The organism is Aeromonas enteropelogenes (genome assembly GCF_000819845.1).
GTDB classification, from domain to species: domain Bacteria; phylum Pseudomonadota; class Gammaproteobacteria; order Enterobacterales; family Aeromonadaceae; genus Aeromonas; species Aeromonas enteropelogenes.
This window is the reverse complement of sequence record NZ_CDCG01000046.1, coordinates 210,582-226,818: the sequence shown is the minus strand read 5'-3', so window position 1 is coordinate 226,818 and position 16,237 is coordinate 210,582. Positions and strand designations below refer to the sequence as shown.

15 protein-coding genes and 3 tRNA genes are annotated in these 16,237 nt (G+C 55.1%); 11 read left to right on the top strand and 7 right to left on the bottom strand.

The genetic code is table 11. The features are described from left to right. Positions 1 to 451 precede the first annotated feature (451 nt). From BN1123_RS21585 to BN1123_RS20390, 4 genes are all read right to left on the bottom strand, one after another. Positions 452 to 1,024: a hypothetical protein gene (locus BN1123_RS21585; protein ID WP_156130769.1), complete on the bottom strand. Its 573-nt coding sequence runs from the start codon at positions 1,022 to 1,024 to the stop codon at positions 452 to 454. A gap of 964 nt (positions 1,025 to 1,988) precedes the next feature. Next, a complete protein-coding gene (locus tag BN1123_RS20400; protein WP_042029271.1) occupies positions 1,989 to 2,522 on the bottom strand; it encodes a hypothetical protein in 534 nt (177 codons plus the stop codon). A 512-nt stretch (positions 2,523 to 3,034) separates the two neighbouring features. Beyond that, positions 3,035 to 3,110 (bottom strand) — tRNA-Asn (locus BN1123_RS20395). A gap of 2 nt (positions 3,111 to 3,112) precedes the next feature. After that, a tRNA-Asn gene (locus tag BN1123_RS20390) sits at positions 3,113 to 3,188 on the bottom strand. 485 nt (positions 3,189 to 3,673) lie between these two features. Between BN1123_RS20390 and dauA the strand changes: the two genes are divergently transcribed. Further along, positions 3,674 to 5,410, top strand: coding sequence for a C4-dicarboxylic acid transporter DauA (gene dauA, locus BN1123_RS20385; RefSeq protein ID WP_042029270.1), 1,737 nt, complete (start codon positions 3,674 to 3,676; stop codon positions 5,408 to 5,410). A gap of 183 nt (positions 5,411 to 5,593) precedes the next feature. Then, positions 5,594 to 5,681, top strand: a tRNA-Ser gene (locus BN1123_RS20380). A 156-nt stretch (positions 5,682 to 5,837) separates the two neighbouring features. Here BN1123_RS20380 and BN1123_RS20375 read toward each other — a convergent pair. Next, complete coding sequence (locus tag BN1123_RS20375; RefSeq protein WP_042029269.1) at positions 5,838 to 7,055, bottom strand: MFS transporter; 1,218 nt, start codon at positions 7,053 to 7,055, stop codon at positions 5,838 to 5,840. A gap of 94 nt (positions 7,056 to 7,149) precedes the next feature. Here BN1123_RS20375 and BN1123_RS20370 point away from each other — a divergent pair, with 94 nt between their 5' ends. Continuing rightward, complete coding sequence (locus BN1123_RS20370) at positions 7,150 to 8,043, top strand: LysR family transcriptional regulator (RefSeq protein ID WP_042029268.1); 894 nt, start codon at positions 7,150 to 7,152, stop codon at positions 8,041 to 8,043. Positions 8,044 to 8,215: 172 nt separating this feature from the next. Here the strand turns inward: BN1123_RS20370 and ribA are convergent, their stop codons facing one another. Next, positions 8,216 to 8,809, bottom strand: a complete 594-nt coding sequence (gene ribA, locus BN1123_RS20365) for a GTP cyclohydrolase II (RefSeq protein WP_042029267.1) — start codon at positions 8,807 to 8,809, stop codon at positions 8,216 to 8,218. 244 nt (positions 8,810 to 9,053) lie between these two features. Here ribA and cmk point away from each other — a divergent pair, with 244 nt between their 5' ends. The 6 genes from cmk (at position 9,054) to pyrF (ending at position 14,327) form a co-directional block, all read left to right on the top strand. Beyond that, entirely contained in the window at positions 9,054 to 9,746 is a 693-nt protein-coding gene (cmk, locus tag BN1123_RS20360; protein ID WP_042029266.1) for a (d)CMP kinase, read from the top strand. 94 nt (positions 9,747 to 9,840) lie between these two features. Further along, positions 9,841 to 11,511: a 30S ribosomal protein S1 gene (gene rpsA, locus BN1123_RS20355; RefSeq protein WP_026457387.1), complete on the top strand. Its 1,671-nt coding sequence runs from the start codon at positions 9,841 to 9,843 to the stop codon at positions 11,509 to 11,511. 92 nt (positions 11,512 to 11,603) lie between these two features. Beyond that, the gene (gene ihfB, locus BN1123_RS20350; RefSeq protein ID WP_026457386.1) at positions 11,604 to 11,888 is read left to right on the top strand and encodes an integration host factor subunit beta; all 285 of its coding nucleotides are present in this window, start codon (positions 11,604 to 11,606) and stop codon (positions 11,886 to 11,888) included. Between the two features lie 157 nt (positions 11,889 to 12,045). Beyond that, positions 12,046 to 12,330 carry a LapA family protein gene (locus BN1123_RS20345; protein WP_026457385.1) on the top strand — a complete coding sequence of 95 codons (285 nt, stop codon included), beginning with the start codon at positions 12,046 to 12,048 and terminating at the stop codon, positions 12,328 to 12,330. Positions 12,331 to 12,339: 9 nt separating this feature from the next. Continuing rightward, a complete protein-coding gene (gene lapB / locus BN1123_RS20340; RefSeq protein ID WP_042029265.1) occupies positions 12,340 to 13,506 on the top strand; it encodes a lipopolysaccharide assembly protein LapB in 1,167 nt (388 codons plus the stop codon). A 122-nt stretch (positions 13,507 to 13,628) separates the two neighbouring features. Beyond that, positions 13,629 to 14,327: an orotidine-5'-phosphate decarboxylase gene (gene pyrF, locus BN1123_RS20335; protein ID WP_042029264.1), complete on the top strand. Its 699-nt coding sequence runs from the start codon at positions 13,629 to 13,631 to the stop codon at positions 14,325 to 14,327. Here the strand turns inward: pyrF and rrtA are convergent. Next, positions 14,305 to 14,883, bottom strand: a complete 579-nt coding sequence (rrtA, locus tag BN1123_RS20330; protein WP_042029263.1) for a rhombosortase — start codon at positions 14,881 to 14,883, stop codon at positions 14,305 to 14,307. The genes pyrF and rrtA overlap by 23 nt on opposite strands. Here rrtA and BN1123_RS20325 point away from each other — a divergent pair. Continuing rightward, on the top strand, positions 14,882 to 15,505 hold the full coding sequence (locus BN1123_RS20325) for a tRNA-uridine aminocarboxypropyltransferase (RefSeq protein ID WP_042029262.1): 624 nt from the start codon (positions 14,882 to 14,884) through the stop codon (positions 15,503 to 15,505). The genes rrtA and BN1123_RS20325 overlap by 2 nt on opposite strands. A 21-nt stretch (positions 15,506 to 15,526) precedes the next feature. Beyond that, on the top strand, positions 15,527 to 16,216 hold the full coding sequence (gene queC / locus BN1123_RS20320; RefSeq protein WP_042029261.1) for a 7-cyano-7-deazaguanine synthase QueC: 690 nt from the start codon (positions 15,527 to 15,529) through the stop codon (positions 16,214 to 16,216). The last annotated feature ends 21 nt before the right edge of the window (positions 16,217 to 16,237 follow it).

Sequence of the window (16,237 nt, the reverse complement as noted above, 5' to 3'; positions counted from 1 at the left end):
ATTTGGGCAACAACGCCGTTATGCTACAAAAACGTGCAGAGGAAGTTACCCAAGAATTAGCATATGCGGAGGCTTGCTTGGTTGCGAGTGCTTAGACGGTATCGGGCTACCCATGACACTCTGTCGTGTCAACCAACTAGGATAGTTCGCGTCTTATAGAATTATTTCACTATCAAAAAAGTGGGTTAAGTTGACCAAGTTTTCCGGCGATCGCGTCGACGTGACGGCCCGACGCCTCGTATACGTCGACGCGAGTTTTGTCCTGAGAGAAAAGTAAGAATCTACCTCAACACTAATCGAGATTGGCTTAAGTTTTAACAATAATTTTCAATACAGTGAGGGTAGTCCTCGTGGCATTGAAATTATATGTCTGCTAAAAATCGTTTTATATATGCATCAATATAGCCACTGATGTCTGTTATTTTACCTTCAAAGCATTTATTTGAATCAATTAGTGTTGCCTCTCTGGTTTTAATAAATAAAACTTGGTCGACGAAAAGTATAGTTTATTATTGCCATGGCTTAAAACACCATTTTTCTTGTCTAAGGTAAATAAGTTTTTTATATCGGTAAGGCCACAGGACTTGAAATTAGAATCGTCTTTATCTTTTGTGGTAAGAAAGCTGTGCAGCGTGTCAAAGTCTGCATTTGCCACTATTGATAAAATACCACCTTTTCGCAGTAATTCAGTAGAGCATTTAGGTATTTCGAAACATGTATATGCTATTTCTCTATTGCATTCAATGGGTTCTGCAGCTATGCTGATATAAGGTATGGAGTTATGCTTTAAGTATGCATTTAGATCTAAATATATGCTTGGTCCAGCACCAAAATCATCTATTTTTTTACAAAAGGAACGTTCCATATATTCATAGTACTTACGAACTCGTTCATCCACGCAAAAAATTATTTCTCCACAACTGTTTTTTTGTAAGGACAGGCATTTTTCGTCAATTTTTATTCCGGCGTTATTCAGTTGTTTGCATATAGCATGTAAATATATACACTGTCTTACATCATGCAAATGTTTTTTTCATTTTTAAATAGCTCTGATATTTGTATTCCATTCACTTCAGTCCGTTTTACATCCTCAATAAGTTTCTCTATGGAACTAATATTTTTTATGGGACGGTATGAGTGTCTGAGAAAGCTATTGTCCATTCTGTTGTGTTGGATGTTCTTAATTTTTTCTATATTGGCGCCAAGACGTAAATTAAAGTGGGCAAAATAATAATCGACTAATGATGAAAATGCATTAAGTAGTGCATCAGTTGTAAATTGCATTGTGTAGTCATTTTGACTAGACATACTTTCACGGCCATCCCTTCCTATGGAACGGTGTACATAGTAATTGTGGTTTTTAGTTTTTAGTTTTTAGTTTTTATTTTTTTATTTTTTTATTTTTTTATTTTAAGCAAAAAATCTATCTTTTTTAATTGGTAGTGGATGCTGTCTGTGATTAAGTTAATTATTTCTTTCTGATTGTTTGATAAGTTCATTTTATTACTCTGAAATATGCAATGTTTATATGTTTACGACTGACAATGGATACCAATTGACTTCTCTGTTCATATGGATGTCCCTCTGATCGAGCGGCCAACGGCAACACGGCTACCATCCCTAGAACTACCTTGATCTGGGCCTAGTATTCTCAAGAACTCATCCTGGGTCAGCTCGCCAATACTCTTGGTCGCCATGCAAACAACTCCTTTTAAACGCAAAGGTTTTTGTGAGCAGGCAGTTTGCCATACTTTGGGTTTCATTCAAAACATGGGATACCCAAAGGAGACAGTTCTGACAGAGATAGCAGGGTGGGTTGGGGAAGGGGGGATTACTGGAGATCTTGCGTGAAATTTGCCGACGGTCGCGTCGGCGTGACGACCCGCCACCTCGTCGGCATCGACGCGATACATTAGGCTAAAATCAATGCGAATCGTGCAACGGCCTACTGTAGTAGTATTCTGGGCTATTTGAACTGAAGAGGCCCCTTAGACTTCTAATTTTCTAATCTCGGGCTCTATGGGGTCCCAGTGATAAAGGATTGCTGCAAGAACCCCCGCAAGAATGACTTGGTGCCCCCTTTCCATATCATCGAAGTGCCTTTGGCCGTATTGAAGAGCTGCATGTACACGTCCAGAAGCAGCAGCTATCAAGTCTTCTATGCCATCAATCTTAAAACCACCTTGTTCCAAGGTTACTAGGTAATCATTTGGGGCAAGACGATGGCCTGCAGCATTACGCCAGGTACCATGATGCTTTGAAATTTTCCAGTTGAGACTTGTCTGCACATGCTCGGCGAGACGGTCTTCTGAATCGTGGTACTTATCTGGAGGTGTGCTCTTGGAAATTCTTTTGATCAAATGATTGAAGAGCCAAGCAAATGTGCCCTCCTCATCTTTATATCTACCTGTTGTCGGGTCGACAAATAGCTCCCATCCTGGGCGAATATGGGATAAAGGCCTGAGAACTTCATGCTCTAGAAAGTCACTGGCCTCAAAAAAACCTAAGATTTGTTGTTCCATTCCCACCACCAAATTTAATCAGATGTGATAATTGATTATTTTGTCATAAATGCGGTGCTGTGTGGTAGTGAATCTCGCGACCGGATATGCCCCAGAGGCTGCTCCGGCCTTACCGCTAACCATTCCTCTTCCCTTGTCCCTCCTGAGCGTCTCCATCTTTCAATCCGCGTTATCTGTACGCCAGAGTCGCCTGCTCCGGTCTGACCATCCCCATGGTCTCTCAGCAGAAAGACCGGAAGCTGTGACCGGAGAGCTTTTCTGGGGGTATTTACGTCAGGGGAGGGGATGGTTTCTGGTTGGGGCTAGGTCATGAACAATTCACCCAGCTGAGCTGACCGGATAGGGACCGGAGTAATTGTTAGTCGAATTTGAGTTGATAGAAAACAGGGAGAGTGGATCGTTCACTGCGAGGGGAATGCGGCAGAGCAAGCGACGAGGGATAGCTGGCTCAACTTGAAACAATGAAGAGAGATATACGAAAAAGCCCAGCCATAAGGCTGGGCTTTCGAATGTGGCTCCCCCGACAAGACTCGAACTTGTGACATACGGATTAACAGTCCGCCGTTCTACCGACTGAACTACGGGGGAATTGGCTCCTCCTACTGGACTTGAACCAGTGACATACGGATTAACAGTCCGCCGTTCTACCGACTGAACTAAGGAGGAATTGCCTGTCTCGTTGAGACGGGGCGGATATTAATGGCCAGGGTGGCGGGTGTCAACCCGCGATCTTTGTTAAAAACGGATTTTCGACCTGTTTGCCCAAAACTTGGTCTTTGCCGCTTATTTTGAACACAATCAGTCTCTTGCACTTGCTTCACTGGTCACAAAGAGGGACTAGAGGGGGTGTGCTGATGAGGGCAACTTCCCTTTATCGGCTGCGAACGTGCAAAATTGATGTGATGTCTCAAATGGCAATCTTTGCGGTTAACAGGGCTGGAGTCCGGATAAATATCGGGGATTTGGTGGCGAATGGGCCAAATGGTGGGCGAGTGTGTCATTCATTGATCCTGACCATCGAAAAAACGGCGCGGCAGGAGTAAGGTTACGCAGGATACCATCGCCGCGTCGACAGTTCTGCCGGCCCTTGATGATGATCGGGCGCCGGATTTATCCGGCCTTTATCTCCCTCTTCTGGTATTACGATATACATGCACAAGCAAGCACCTTTGAATAGCGTGAAGCTGGCCGTTGCTTTACGCCAATCCTGTATCGATGAACCCTATAGTGTTGCCCGTTTTGGCCGCGATTTGATCGCCGGCATTACCGTGGGCATTATTGCCATTCCGCTGGCCATGGCGCTGGCGATTGCCAGTGGCGTGCCGCCACAACATGGCCTCTACACCGCCATTATCGCCGGTATCGTGATCGCGGTAACCGGTGGCTCCCGTTACTCCATCTCGGGGCCGACCGCCGCTTTTGTGGTGATCCTCTATCCGGTGGCCCAACAATTTGGCGTGGGTGGCCTGTTGATGGCGACCCTGCTCTCCGGTTTTTTCCTGCTGGCCATGGGGATGGCGCGGCTCGGCCGCCTTATCGAATACATCCCCCCCTCAGTGACTCTGGGCTTTACCGGTGGTATCGCCATCGTGATTGCGACCCTGCAGATCAAGGATTTCTTCGGCCTGCACGTGGCCGAGATGCCGGAAACCTATGTCGGCAAGGTGGAGGCGCTGGTACATGCCCTGCCCAGCTGGCAGTGGGGTGACACCCTCGTCGGGGTCGCGACCCTGGCGGTACTGCTGCTCTGGCCGCGACTGCGCCTGCCAGTGCCGGGCCATCTGCCTGCCGTGCTGGTGGGGGTGGGCCTGGGTTTTGGCCTGCATCAGTTCGGGGTGGATGTGGCCACCATCGGCAGCAAGTTCAGTTATACCCTGGCCGACGGGACCCAGGGGATGGGGATCCCGCCCATCGCGCCGAGCCTGGTGATGCCATGGGCCCTGCCCGGACCGGATGGTGCTCCTGTCGAATGGAACCTTGCCGCCATCGAGCGCCTGCTGCCGGCTGCGTTTTCCATGGCGATGCTGGGGGCCATTGAATCCCTGCTTTGCGCCGTGGTGCTGGATGGTATGACAGGTCGCAAGCACAGCTCCAACGCCGAACTGGTGGGGCAGGGGCTTGGCAATATACTGGCGCCCTTCTTTGGCGGTATCACCGCCACTGCCGCCATCGCCCGCTCTGCCGCCAACGTACGGGCGGGAGCGACCTCGCCTGTTTCCGGCATCGTCCATGCCCTGGTGGTGCTGGCGGCCATTCTGGTGCTGGCGCCCTGGCTCTCCTGGTTACCGCTGTCGGCCATGGCCGCGCTGCTGCTCATCGTCGCCTGGAACATGAGCGAAGCTCACAAGGTGGTGGAGCTGGTGCGCCGTGCCCCCAAATCCGATGTGCTGGTGCTGCTGGTCTGTCTGTCGCTCACCGTCATCTTCGACATGGTGATTGCCATTACCTTCGGGGTGATCCTGGCTTCCCTGCTCTTTATGCGCGAGATCGCCAAGATGACCCGTTTGCACGATTTGGCCGAGCATAAGCGCTATGCCAAGGAGCTGCCGGATAACAGCCTGGTCTACAAGATCAACGGCCCGCTCTTCTTCGCTGCGGCCGAGCGGGTCTTTGGTGAGCTGGAAGCCCAGGTGAAGGGGCATCGTCTGCTGGTGTTGCAGATGGAGGCGGTCTCCATCCTGGATGCGGGCGGGCTGTCGGCCTTCCTGCACTTTGGCAAGCAGATGGCCACCGCCGGGGTCGAGGTGCGTGTCGCCGAGCTGCAGTTCCAGCCGCTCAAGACCCTGGCCCGTGCCAAGGTGCGTCCTCAGCCCGGCAAGCTGGAATTCTACGGTTCGCTGGAAGAGGCCCTCAAAGGGGAACACTTGCACGAAGCGGCGGAAAATTGAGTAAAAGGGATACAAAATGGCATGTTTTTGGTCATTTTGTTCGACTATCAAGCGAACGAACGCAAAAAGTAAAAAATTGCATTGACCAAATGCCTGCGTATCCCGTACATTACGCCCCGTTCCAGCGCAACGGCGCAACGAACAAGGTGTTGGCTGAACACGTTAAACAACAGACCAAAATTTGGTGAGGTGTCCGAGTGGCTGAAGGAGCACGCCTGGAAAGTGTGTATACGGCAACGTATCGAGGGTTCGAATCCCTCCCTCACCGCCAAATTGCAAAGCCCGACCTGATGGTCGGGCTTTTTGCTTTTCCGGGCTTTCTCATTACCAATGACTGATGTGATCCCGGTATCCTCCTTCTCCCTGCCTGCGCCAGTGATCTTTCACTCCCGATAAGGGACCCAAGGCTCCCAGTTCCTTTATCCAATCAATGGTGGGAGGAGGGGAGATGGAACATCTTTTCATGGCGCTGTTTCAGGCGCCCCAACCAGATCCCCAGGCCTGCCGTCAGGCAGAGCACCAGCTCGATCCCCACCACCAGGCCCCCGAGCCTGCCTTGTTCCCAGAACGGGTGGAGGTAGAGCCCCCCGAGGCTGGCCCCCAGATAGTAGGTCACAAGATAGAGGGAGGAGGCGAGCGCCCGGTTGTGCTCGACGTGTTGACCCACCCAGGCGCTGGCGCAGGCGTGAGCCAGGAAAAAACCGAAGCTGGAGACAAGCAGGGCGGAGAGGATCCCGGAAAGGGTGCCCAGCAGCAGGCAGATACTCCCCAGCGCCATCAGGGCAATCCCCGCCAGCAACATGCGCTGGGCTCCCCAGCGATTGGCGCAGCGCCCGCTCAAGGAGGAGGCGACGGTGCCGGAGAGGTAGGTCAGAAACAGCATGCCAAGCCACTGGGTCGGCAGGGAGAATGGAGGGGCTGCCAGCAGGAAGGTGAGATAGCTGAACTGGTTCAGAAAGACCATGAAGTTGAGCCCGCCAATCAGATAGGCGCCCACCAGCAGCGGATTGCTCAGATGTTGTTGCAAGGCGTGGGCAAACTGGCCCGGCACTGGGGAAGCCGCGACAAAGCGCGTTTGATGAGGCAGCAGCCAGAACACCAGAGGCAGCAAGGCAAGGCTGATCGCGCCAATACCGAGGAAGGTGTGCTGCCAGTCGCCAAACCAGCCAGCCAGCAAGCCACCGACCACCCGACCCGCGATCCCCCCGAGGGAGTTGGCGGCGATATAGACCCCGACCGCCGAGAGCAGCGCCCGCTTGCTGAACTCCTCGCCCATGTAGGCGATGGCTGTGGCGGGCAGACCCGCCAACAGGGCGCCCTGCAGGATCCGCAGCAGCAGCAGGGCTTCAAATTGCTCGACCAGTGGAATGAGCAGGGAGAGCAGAACCGCCAGCGTAAGGGTGCCCAGCATCACCTGGCGACGGCCATGACGATCGGCCAGTCTGGCGCACAGGAGCAGGGAGGCGGCCAGCCCGGCGGTGCAGCCAGCCAGAGTCCAGCTGGCCGAGAGAGAGTTGACCGAGAACACCTCGGCGATCAGCGGCAACAGGGGATGGGTCTGGTAGAGATTGAGAAAGACCAGAAAAGACCCCAGGCTGAGCGCCAGGGTGGCGCGTATCCATTCGCGACTTCCAACTTCGATCATGCTTGCAATGTCCTGACAACTTTTCATCAGGGTAGAGCGCCATGACACATAAATATAATATATTTAAGTTATCTGTCTCATAAGATGAATTGATATGGATTTGAAACAGCTCACTTATCTGCTGGCGGTCAGGGATGCCGGTTCATTCACCAAGGCGGCCAGCGGGCTGCATGTTGCGCAGCCTGCCATCAGCATGGCCATCGCCAAGTTGGAGCAACAACTGGAGCTGCGTCTGTTCGACAGGCAGGATCGGGCGGTGCGCCTCACCCCGGAGGGGGAGGTGCTCTGCCGCCATGCCGAGCGACTGCTGTTGCAGATGCATCAGGCCGAGGCGGAGATGGCCGAGCTAAAAGGGTTGGAGCGGGGGGAGGTGCGGATCGGCATTCCCTACATGATGGGTTCCTACTACTTTCCGCCGAGGTTGATGGCCTTCAAGCACCGCTATCCCGGGCTCAAGATCCGGGTGGAGGAGGCGGGAACCCGCGAGCTGCTTAGCCGCATGGTGGACGGTACCCTGGATCTGGCCATCCTCATCACCAGCGATCTGCCTCCCGCCATCGAGGGGGCTCACCTGTTGACCGAGGAGATGCTGATGGTGGTAGGGGAGGAACACCCGCTCCACGGCGCGCCCGGGGTGACGCTCGAACAGTTCTTCCAGCAGGAGCTGGCCCTGTTTCGCCGCGGTTTTTACCACAGGGAGCATATGGAGGCCTTGGCCCAGACCCTGGGTGTCGAGCCCAATATCGCTTTTGAGAGCAACCTGATCCCCCTGCTCAAGGCAGTAGTGCGCCAGGGTTTTGCGGTGACCACCTTCCTGCGAATGGTGCTGGAAGAGGACGCCGATCTGGGGGGCGTGTCGTTTCAGCCCCCCATCTTCCTCGATCTTTGCGTGGCCTGGCGGCGTGGGGATCCGCTCTCCATGGCCAACCGTGCCCTGCGGGACTTTTTGCTGAGTGAACGTTCAGGGGCGCAGGACGTCCAGTCCTAATCCGGGGCTCGATGCGAGATTTGCCAAGGCCTGGTGGGGGATGCGCTCATGGAGAAATTGGCCTGGTGTCTGCTGGCAGGATGCCAGAAAGGGCATGGCGCCAGACTGCCGTGATGGAGACATAAAAAAACGCCTCATGGGAGGCGTTTTCATCAGCTGAAAAGTAGCAGACTCACTTTTTCAGCATGTGATCCAGCTTGTTGGCCTTGGTCGAGAGGTAAAACTCGTTGTGGGGATTGCGCCCCTCCTGCAGGGGAACCCGCTCGGCCACCGGAATGCCAAAACTCTCCATCGCCTTCATCTTGCGCGGGTTGTTGGTCATCAACTTGAGAGATTGAACCTCGAGCAGCTTGAGCATGTCGGCACAGATGGTGTAATCACGCATGTCGGCGGCAAAGCCCAGGGCCACGTTGGCCTCGACGGTATCGGCCCCCTGATCCTGCAGATGATAGGCACGGATCTTGTTGAGCAGACCGATGCCACGCCCTTCCTGACGCACATACAACAAAACGCCGCGGCCCGCCTTGGCGATATTCTCGAGGGCAGCCTGCAACTGGAAGCCGCAATCACAACGCAGACTGAACAGGGCATCGCCGGTCAGGCATTCCGAGTGGATCCGGCCCAAAACGGGTTCCGTGCCGGTGATGTCGCCCATGACCAGGGCGGCGTGATCCTTACCCGTGCCGGTTTCCTGAAAACCTACCAGCGTGAAAGTGCCCCAAGGGGTTGGCAATTTGGATCTGGCCACGAGGGTAACGCTGCTCATAGGTTGCTCCTTACTACAACTGCTCAAAAAAAGGGGGCCAGTTTAGCGCGCCTTGTCGGGAACGACCATAAGAACAAGTCCCTGCATTGATTAATGAAATGTACCGACGGCAAATGGCGGAGCAGAGCGGGCTTTTGCGCCATTGTATGTATTGGTGACTGCCAGTGGCAGCACATTTGGGTATAATCGGCGCCCATTAACCCATTCCTTCGGGATGGGCGCAACACAGTGCAGGAGAGAAGTTATGCCTCAGATGGCCCCCGTAATGACAATTGATGGCCCCAGTGGTGCCGGCAAGGGCACCTTGTGCCAGTTGCTCGCCGAGAAGCTGGGTTGGCACTTGCTGGATTCGGGTGCCATCTACCGGGTGTTGTCCCTGGCCGCCTTGCATCATGATGTGGAGCTGGACAGTGAAGCTGCGCTGGTGCCCCTGGCCGCCCACCTGGACGTACAATTTCAGGTTGAAGGGGAGCTGGTCAAGGTGATCCTGGAGGGGGAGGATGTCTCCCGTACCATCCGCACCGAAGAGGTTGGCAATGCTGCCAGTAAAATCGCAGCCTTCCCGCGGGTTCGGGAAGCCTTGTTGCGTCGTCAACGTGCATTTCGTCAGGCCCCTGGCCTCATCGCCGATGGCCGTGACATGGGAACCGTGGTTTTCCCGGAGGCCGAGGTGAAGATTTTCCTCGACGCCAGCGCCGAAGAACGGGCCCAACGTCGCTATAAGCAGTTGCAAGATAAAGGCTTTGATGTTAACTTTGAGCGTCTTTTAACCGAGATTCGGGAGCGTGATGATCGCGATAGAAATCGCGCCACCGCCCCCCTGAAACCGGCAGAAGATGCTCTCGTGGTGGATTCAACCGCCATGACCATAGATGAAGTGCTGGCAACAGTGCTCGCCTATGCGGAGCAACAACTCGGAGATGCCAGCGCAAGCTGACATCCGGTCGTCTGCACCAAGGATGGCGCAGATTATTTAAAACAACCCCGCTTGTGCTGGATGACAAGTGGATGTTTCATTTGTGACATAAACAATGATCGAATCTTTTGCTCAACTCTTTGAAGAGTCCCTGAACGCCGTTGAAACCCGTCAAGGTTCCATCGTCAAGGGTACTGTCGTTGCTATCGAGAACGGTTTCGTACTGGTTGACGCCGGTCTGAAATCCGAGTCCGCTATCCCGGCTGAAGAATTCAAAAACGCCATGGGCGAGCTGGAAATCAACGTAGGTGACTCCGTTGACGTGGCTCTGGACTCTATCGAAGATGGTTTCGGCGAAACCAAGCTGTCCCGCGAAAAAGCCAAGCGCCACGAAGCCTGGCTGCAGCTTGAGAAAGCTTACGAAGAGCAAGCTACCGTTATCGGTATCATCAACGGCAAGGTCAAGGGTGGTTTCACCGTTGAACTGAACGGCATCCGTGCCTTCCTGCCGGGTTCTCTGGTTGACGTGCGTCCGATCCGTGACACCGCTCACCTGGAAAACAAAGAACTCGAGTTCAAAGTCATCAAGCTGGACCAGAAGCGCAACAACGTTGTTGTTTCCCGTCGTGCCGTGATCGAGACCGAGAACACCTCCGAGCGCGAAAGCCTGCTGGCTAACCTGCAAGAAGGTCAAGAAGTTAAGGGTATCGTCAAGAACCTGACCGACTACGGTGCATTCGTAGATCTGGGCGGTGTTGACGGCCTGCTGCACATCACCGACATGGCGTGGAAGCGCGTTAAGCATCCTTCCGAAATCGTCAACGTTGGCGACGAGATCTCCGTCAAGGTTCTGAAGTTCGACCGCGAGCGTACCCGTGTATCCCTGGGTCTGAAGCAGCTGGGCGAAGATCCGTGGGTTGCTATCGCCAAGCGTTACCCGGAGACAACCCGTCTGTCTGGCCGCGTGACCAACCTGACCGACTACGGCTGCTTCGTTGAAATCGAAGAAGGCGTTGAAGGCTTGGTACACGTATCCGAGATGGATTGGACCAACAAGAACATCCACCCGTCCAAAGTTGTTAACGTTGGCGACGTGGTTGACGTGATGGTTCTGGACATCGACGAAGAGCGTCGTCGTATCTCCCTGGGTCTGAAGCAGTGCAAGTCCAACCCGTGGCAGCTGTTTGCCGAAACTCACGCCAAAGGCGACCGTGTTTCCGGCAAGATCAAGTCCATCACTGACTTCGGTATCTTCATCGGTCTGGATGGCGGCATCGACGGTCTGGTTCACCTGTCTGACATCTCCTGGAACAACCAGGGCGAAGAAGCCGTGCGTGAATTCAAGAAGGGCGACGAGATCGAAGCCGTTGTTCTGCAAGTGGATCCGGAGCGTGAGCGCATCTCCCTGGGCGTCAAGCAGATCGAAGAAGACCCGTTCAACAAGTACCTGGCTGACAACAAGAAAGGTGCTATCGTGAAGGGTAAGGTTACCGAGGTTGATGCCAAAGGTGCCGTTATCGAACTGGCTGACGGCGTAGAAGGCTACCTGCGTGCCTCCGACGCTGCCCGTGACCGCGTAGAAGACGCCACTCTGGTGCTGTCTGTTGGTGACGAAGTTGAAGCCAAATTCATGGGCGTTGATCGTAAGAACCGCACCGTAAGCCTGTCTGTCCGCGCTAAGGACGAGGCTGACGAGCGTGTCGCTATCGACAACCTGAACCAGCAAGAAGAAGTTGTGTTCAGCAACGCTATGGCTGAAGCGTTCAAAGCCGCCAAGGGTGAGTAATCCTTGATGCAAGAAAAGGGCGGCATTGCGCCGCCCTTTTTTATCCTGGCAAAATGAATATTGCATGTGATCGGGGAAGGAGATTTAACGTTATGACCAAATCAGATCTCATCGAACAACTGGCAGCCAGCCGCATGCATATGCCGGCCAAGGATGTCGAAGCAGCCATCAAGGAGATCCTTGAACAAATGGCGTCGACCTTGCAAAACGGCGACCGGATTGAAATTCGCGGATTTGGCAGTTTTTCACTGCACTATCGTGCCCCCCGCGTGGGCCGTAACCCCAAGACCGGGGACAAGGTTGAACTGACCGGGAAATATGTCCCGCACTTCAAACCTGGCAAAGAGTTGCGCGAGCGCGTCAACACCATTGAATAATGCAAAAATGGGCATACTCGAGTATGCCTTTTTTGTTTTTGGCCTTTGAACCTGTGCCAATCATCTTGTTTCTTAAACTCTTTTCCCATTCACTCTAGAGTCTGCCTGTGATTTTAAGGATAATCAGCCTCTCACTCGATACTGACAGGGAGCTCTTATGAAGCGTATTTTGGCCCTTATCCCGCTGGTGCTGGTCTTTATTCTGACCCTGGCGCTGGGTTCACAAAACGGTCAGCTGGTTCAGTTCAACTACCTGATTGCGCAAGGAGAGTTCTCGCTCGCCATGCTGCTCGGGTTCTTCTTCGCTGGTGGCTTCCTCCTTGGTTGGCTGGTATTCGGCCTGCTGTTCCTGCGTTTGAAGATGCAAAACCGCACCCTCAATCGCACCATGCGTCGTCAATCCCGCGAATTGGAGCTGGCCCGTACAGCGGGTAAGGAATAATGCTCCTCAATGCTTGAACTGCTTTTCCTGCTGTTGCCCATCGCTGCCGGTTATGGCTGGTACATGGGCCGCAGGAGTGTTCGCCAGGACACCCAAAAACAGAGTAACCAGTTTTCCCGCCAGTACGTGGCGGGTCTCAATTATTTGCTGTCCGATGAATCCGACAAGGCGGTGGATCTCTTTATCCAGCTGCTGGAGGTGGACAGCGAAACCATCGAAACTCACCTCTCCCTCGGCAACCTGTTTCGCCAGCGTGGCGAGGTCGATCGTGCCATCAAGATCCACCAGAATCTGGTCGCCCGCCAGTTGACTCGCGAACAGCGCCAGCTGGCATTGCAGGAGCTGGCCCGCGACTTTCTCGCCGCCGGCTTGCTGGATCGCGCGGAAGCCATCTGGAAAGAGCTGTGTGAAGACAGCGATTTCGAAGAGACGGCGCTCGCCCAGTTGCTCATTATCCACCAGCAGTTGCGAGAGTGGGACAAGGCCATCGATGTGGCGGTGCGCCTGCAACAGTTCCAGGGCAAGAAGCTGGCCGAGCCCATCTCCCATTTTTATTGCGAGCAGGCTGAAAACGCCCTGCGCGAAGGCAATCAAGGGGAGGCGCTGGCTAAATTCAAACGGGCCCTTGGCATCAACCCAACCTGTGCCCGCGCCAGTCTGCGGCTGGCTGAGCTGGCCATGGCTGAAGGGGAATATGAGCGGGCAAGCAAGGAACTGCTGCGGGTATTTGAACAGGATATGGATTTTGCCTCCGAAGCCATCCCCAAATTGTTGCAGTGCTACCAGCAACTGGGGCGCAGCCAGGCGCTGATCCCCATCCTCGAGAAGGCGGTAGAGGAGCATGCCGGTGTCAGCGTGACCCTGGCGCTTGCCAAGCTGGTGGAGGAGCGCGATGGCCTGAGCCAGGCCCGCGAACTGGTGTTGCGTCAGCTGCGTCGCCATCCCTCCATGAAGGGGTTCTATCAGCTGGTGGGATTTCAGCTGGCCAGTGCGGAGGAGGGGCCCGCCAAGGAGAGCCTCGAGCTGCTGCAGCAACTGGTGGGCGAGCAGATAAAAATTAAATCGACCCACAAGTGTCGCCAGTGCGGGTTTGCCACGCACTCGCTGTTCTGGCAGTGTCCATCCTGCCGCCAGTGGGGCTCCATCAAGCCAATACGGGGCCTGGATGGTGAATAAAAGAAGCAATTGAACATCTGATGTGGCGCGAATTGAGCGCCACATCTATGTCAGCAAACGGAACCTGGATCAGGGCGATGAACGCGATCCAGGAGGGTGAATAACAACTAATAGGAAGTGAGATGCTAGATCCCAAAGTACTGGTAGCGCTGGATTATCAACACGAGGCAGATGCCTTGGCGTTCGTTGACCGTATCTCTCCGGCCCAGTGCCGTCTCAAGGTGGGCAAGGAGATGTTCACCCTGTTTGGCCCGCAGTTTGTGCGCCAACTGGTGGCCAAGGGGTTCGATGTCTTTCTGGATCTGAAATTTCACGATATTCCCAACACCGTTGCCAAAGCCGTGGCCGCCAGTGCCGAGTTGGGCGTCTGGATGGTCAACGTGCATGCCAGTGGGGGCGAACGTATGATGCGTGCCGCCGTCGAGGCGCTGGCACCTTATGGTGACAAGGCGCCGCTGTTGATCGGCGTGACCGTGCTGACCAGCATGGAGCAGTCCGACATGGCCCCCATGGGGCTGGATGTGACACCAGCCGAACAGGTGATCCGCCTGGCCAAGTTGACCAAGGCGGCAGGGCTCGATGGTGTGGTGTGTTCCGCCAATGAAGCGCATGAGCTGAAAGCCTTGCTGGGGGCGGATTTTAAGCTGGTGACACCGGGGATCCGCCCAAGCGGCGCCGATGCCGGGGATCAGCGCCGGGTGATGACGCCGCGAGCGGCCGTCGAGGCGGGCTCCGATTATCTGGTCATCGGCCGTCCCATCACCCAGGCCGCCGATCCGGCAGCCATGCTGGCCAGCATCAATGCCGAGTTGAGTGCGTAATGGATACCGGGTGCAGGCCGAGCAACAGGCCTGCACCTGCTCCTATCAGATGGGATTCTATATGCACCCTGGCACCGATCAGCGTGGCGATCGGGCTCTCGCCGGCATTGTAGAAGTCCACCGCCAGTTTGATCCCCATTCCTGCCAGCATCAGCCAGCCCGAGATCCGGCGCCCGTGCCGCAGATCCTGCATGGCGCCCCACATAAACAGACCATGCAGTGAGCCGGATAGCCCCATGTACCAGTGGGTCTGCGGGCACAACCACCAGATCCCCAATCCGACGGCGCACCAGAGCAGCAGCATCAGCACAGGGAGTCTGGCGTACCCCAGGTAGTCGCGAAACAGGCTATACAGGATTGTGAGTCCACCCAGGTTGAGCAACAGGTGCCATTGATTGGTATGAACCAGATTGCCTGTTATGATCCGCCACCCTTCGCCCCGGGCGATCAGATCCCTGTCGAACGACAGCTGGAGATTGGGGACGGTAAAAAAGAGCAGCAAGCTGGCGAGAGAGAGCGTGATAACCCAGAGCCATCCGGATTTTTCTGACAACATGACACAGCCCAACAACAAGAAGAGTCGATACTGTACACGCTGTACCCGGGCCCTTAAAGCGTGCCTGTGCGATTATATCGTGCCGGTTGAAAACCAGACTCCGCTCTATATCCTGCAACACCCCAATGAAGTGGCGCATCCCAAGGGCACGGCTTCCCTGCTGGCGGCCTCTCTCAAAGGCGCTGAGCTGCATGTTGGCGAAGATTTTTCGCAAGTGGATTGGCTCAATGAGTTGCTGGCCGATCCCGCACGCCGCTGCTATCTGTTGTGGCCGGATGAGGAGGCGTTGTCACTGGCTCAACTGCGCCAGCAGTGCGAATCCGCATCGGGAGCGGCCGTGTCGGTTGTTTTTATCCTGCTCGATGGCACCTGGCGCAAAGCGTATCGCATGTTGCAGAGCAACCCCATGCTGGCCCGGCTGCCCCGCATCGGCCTAGAGGCGGTGGCAGGCCAGTACGCCATTCGCAAGAAACCCTTTCCCGACGCGTTGTCGACCCTGGAGGTGGGCTATCACCTCCTCGCCCAATGGGAAGGCACGCCCGAGCGCTATGCCCCTCTGCTCACCCTGTTCAATCAGCTCAACAGCCAGTGGCTGGCCTTTGCCGAAGGGCGCCGTCGTTAAATATCCCGAGGAGTCATCAAGATGAAAAAAGCAGTTGTGGTTTTCAGCGGTGGGCAGGACAGCACCACCTGCCTGGTGCAGGCACTGGCCCGATATGACGAGGTGCACGCCATCACGTTTGACTATGGTCAGCGCCATCGGGAAGAGATCGACACGGCCCGTCGTCTGGCCAGCCAGCTGGGCGTCGCGGCCCACAAGGTGATGGATGTGACGCTACTCAACGAACTGGCCGTCTCGGCCCTGACCCGTGACGACATTCCGGTGAGCGGCGAGCTGCAGGATAACGGCCTGCCCAACACCTTTGTGCCGGGTCGCAACATCCTGTTTCTGACCCTGGCTTCCATCTATGCCTACCAGGTGGGAGCCGAGGCGGTGATCACCGGGGTGTGCGAGACCGATTTCTCCGGCTACCCGGATTGCCGTGACGAGTTCGTCAAGGCGCTCAATCAGGCGGTGTCCCTGGGGCTGGATCGCGGCATCCGCTTTGAAACCCCCTTGATGTGGCTCGACAAGGCCGAGACCTGGGCGCTGGCGGATCACTACGGCCATCTGGAGACGGTGCGCCAGCAAACGCTCACCTGCTACAACGGCATCCCCGGCGATGGGTGCGGTACTTGCCCGGCTTGCGAATTGCGCAGCCGCGGGCTGAACCACTATCTCGCCGACAAGGCCGGCGTTACGACTCGCCTGCGCGAGAAAACCGGATTGTAAACCTGCCTCTTGCCTGTGCTT

Coding starts and splice junctions, on each gene's coding strand:
- BN1123_RS20400 (WP_042029271.1), bottom strand. CDS start 2,522: ATGGAACAACAAATCTTAGGTTTTTTTGAGGCCAGTGACTTTCTAGAG.
- dauA (WP_042029270.1), top strand. CDS start 3,674: ATGCACAAGCAAGCACCTTTGAATAGCGTGAAGCTGGCCGTTGCTTTA.
- BN1123_RS20375 (WP_042029269.1), bottom strand. CDS start 7,055: ATGATCGAAGTTGGAAGTCGCGAATGGATACGCGCCACCCTGGCGCTC.
- BN1123_RS20370 (WP_042029268.1), top strand. CDS start 7,150: ATGGATTTGAAACAGCTCACTTATCTGCTGGCGGTCAGGGATGCCGGT.
- ribA (WP_042029267.1), bottom strand. CDS start 8,809: ATGAGCAGCGTTACCCTCGTGGCCAGATCCAAATTGCCAACCCCTTGG.
- cmk (WP_042029266.1), top strand. CDS start 9,054: ATGCCTCAGATGGCCCCCGTAATGACAATTGATGGCCCCAGTGGTGCC.
- rpsA (WP_026457387.1), top strand. CDS start 9,841: ATGATCGAATCTTTTGCTCAACTCTTTGAAGAGTCCCTGAACGCCGTT.
- ihfB (WP_026457386.1), top strand. CDS start 11,604: ATGACCAAATCAGATCTCATCGAACAACTGGCAGCCAGCCGCATGCAT.
- BN1123_RS20345 (WP_026457385.1), top strand. CDS start 12,046: ATGAAGCGTATTTTGGCCCTTATCCCGCTGGTGCTGGTCTTTATTCTG.
- lapB (WP_042029265.1), top strand. CDS start 12,340: ATGCTTGAACTGCTTTTCCTGCTGTTGCCCATCGCTGCCGGTTATGGC.
- pyrF (WP_042029264.1), top strand. CDS start 13,629: ATGCTAGATCCCAAAGTACTGGTAGCGCTGGATTATCAACACGAGGCA.
- BN1123_RS20325 (WP_042029262.1), top strand. CDS start 14,882: ATGACACAGCCCAACAACAAGAAGAGTCGATACTGTACACGCTGTACC.
- rrtA (WP_042029263.1), bottom strand. CDS start 14,883: ATGTTGTCAGAAAAATCCGGATGGCTCTGGGTTATCACGCTCTCTCTC.
- queC (WP_042029261.1), top strand. CDS start 15,527: ATGAAAAAAGCAGTTGTGGTTTTCAGCGGTGGGCAGGACAGCACCACC.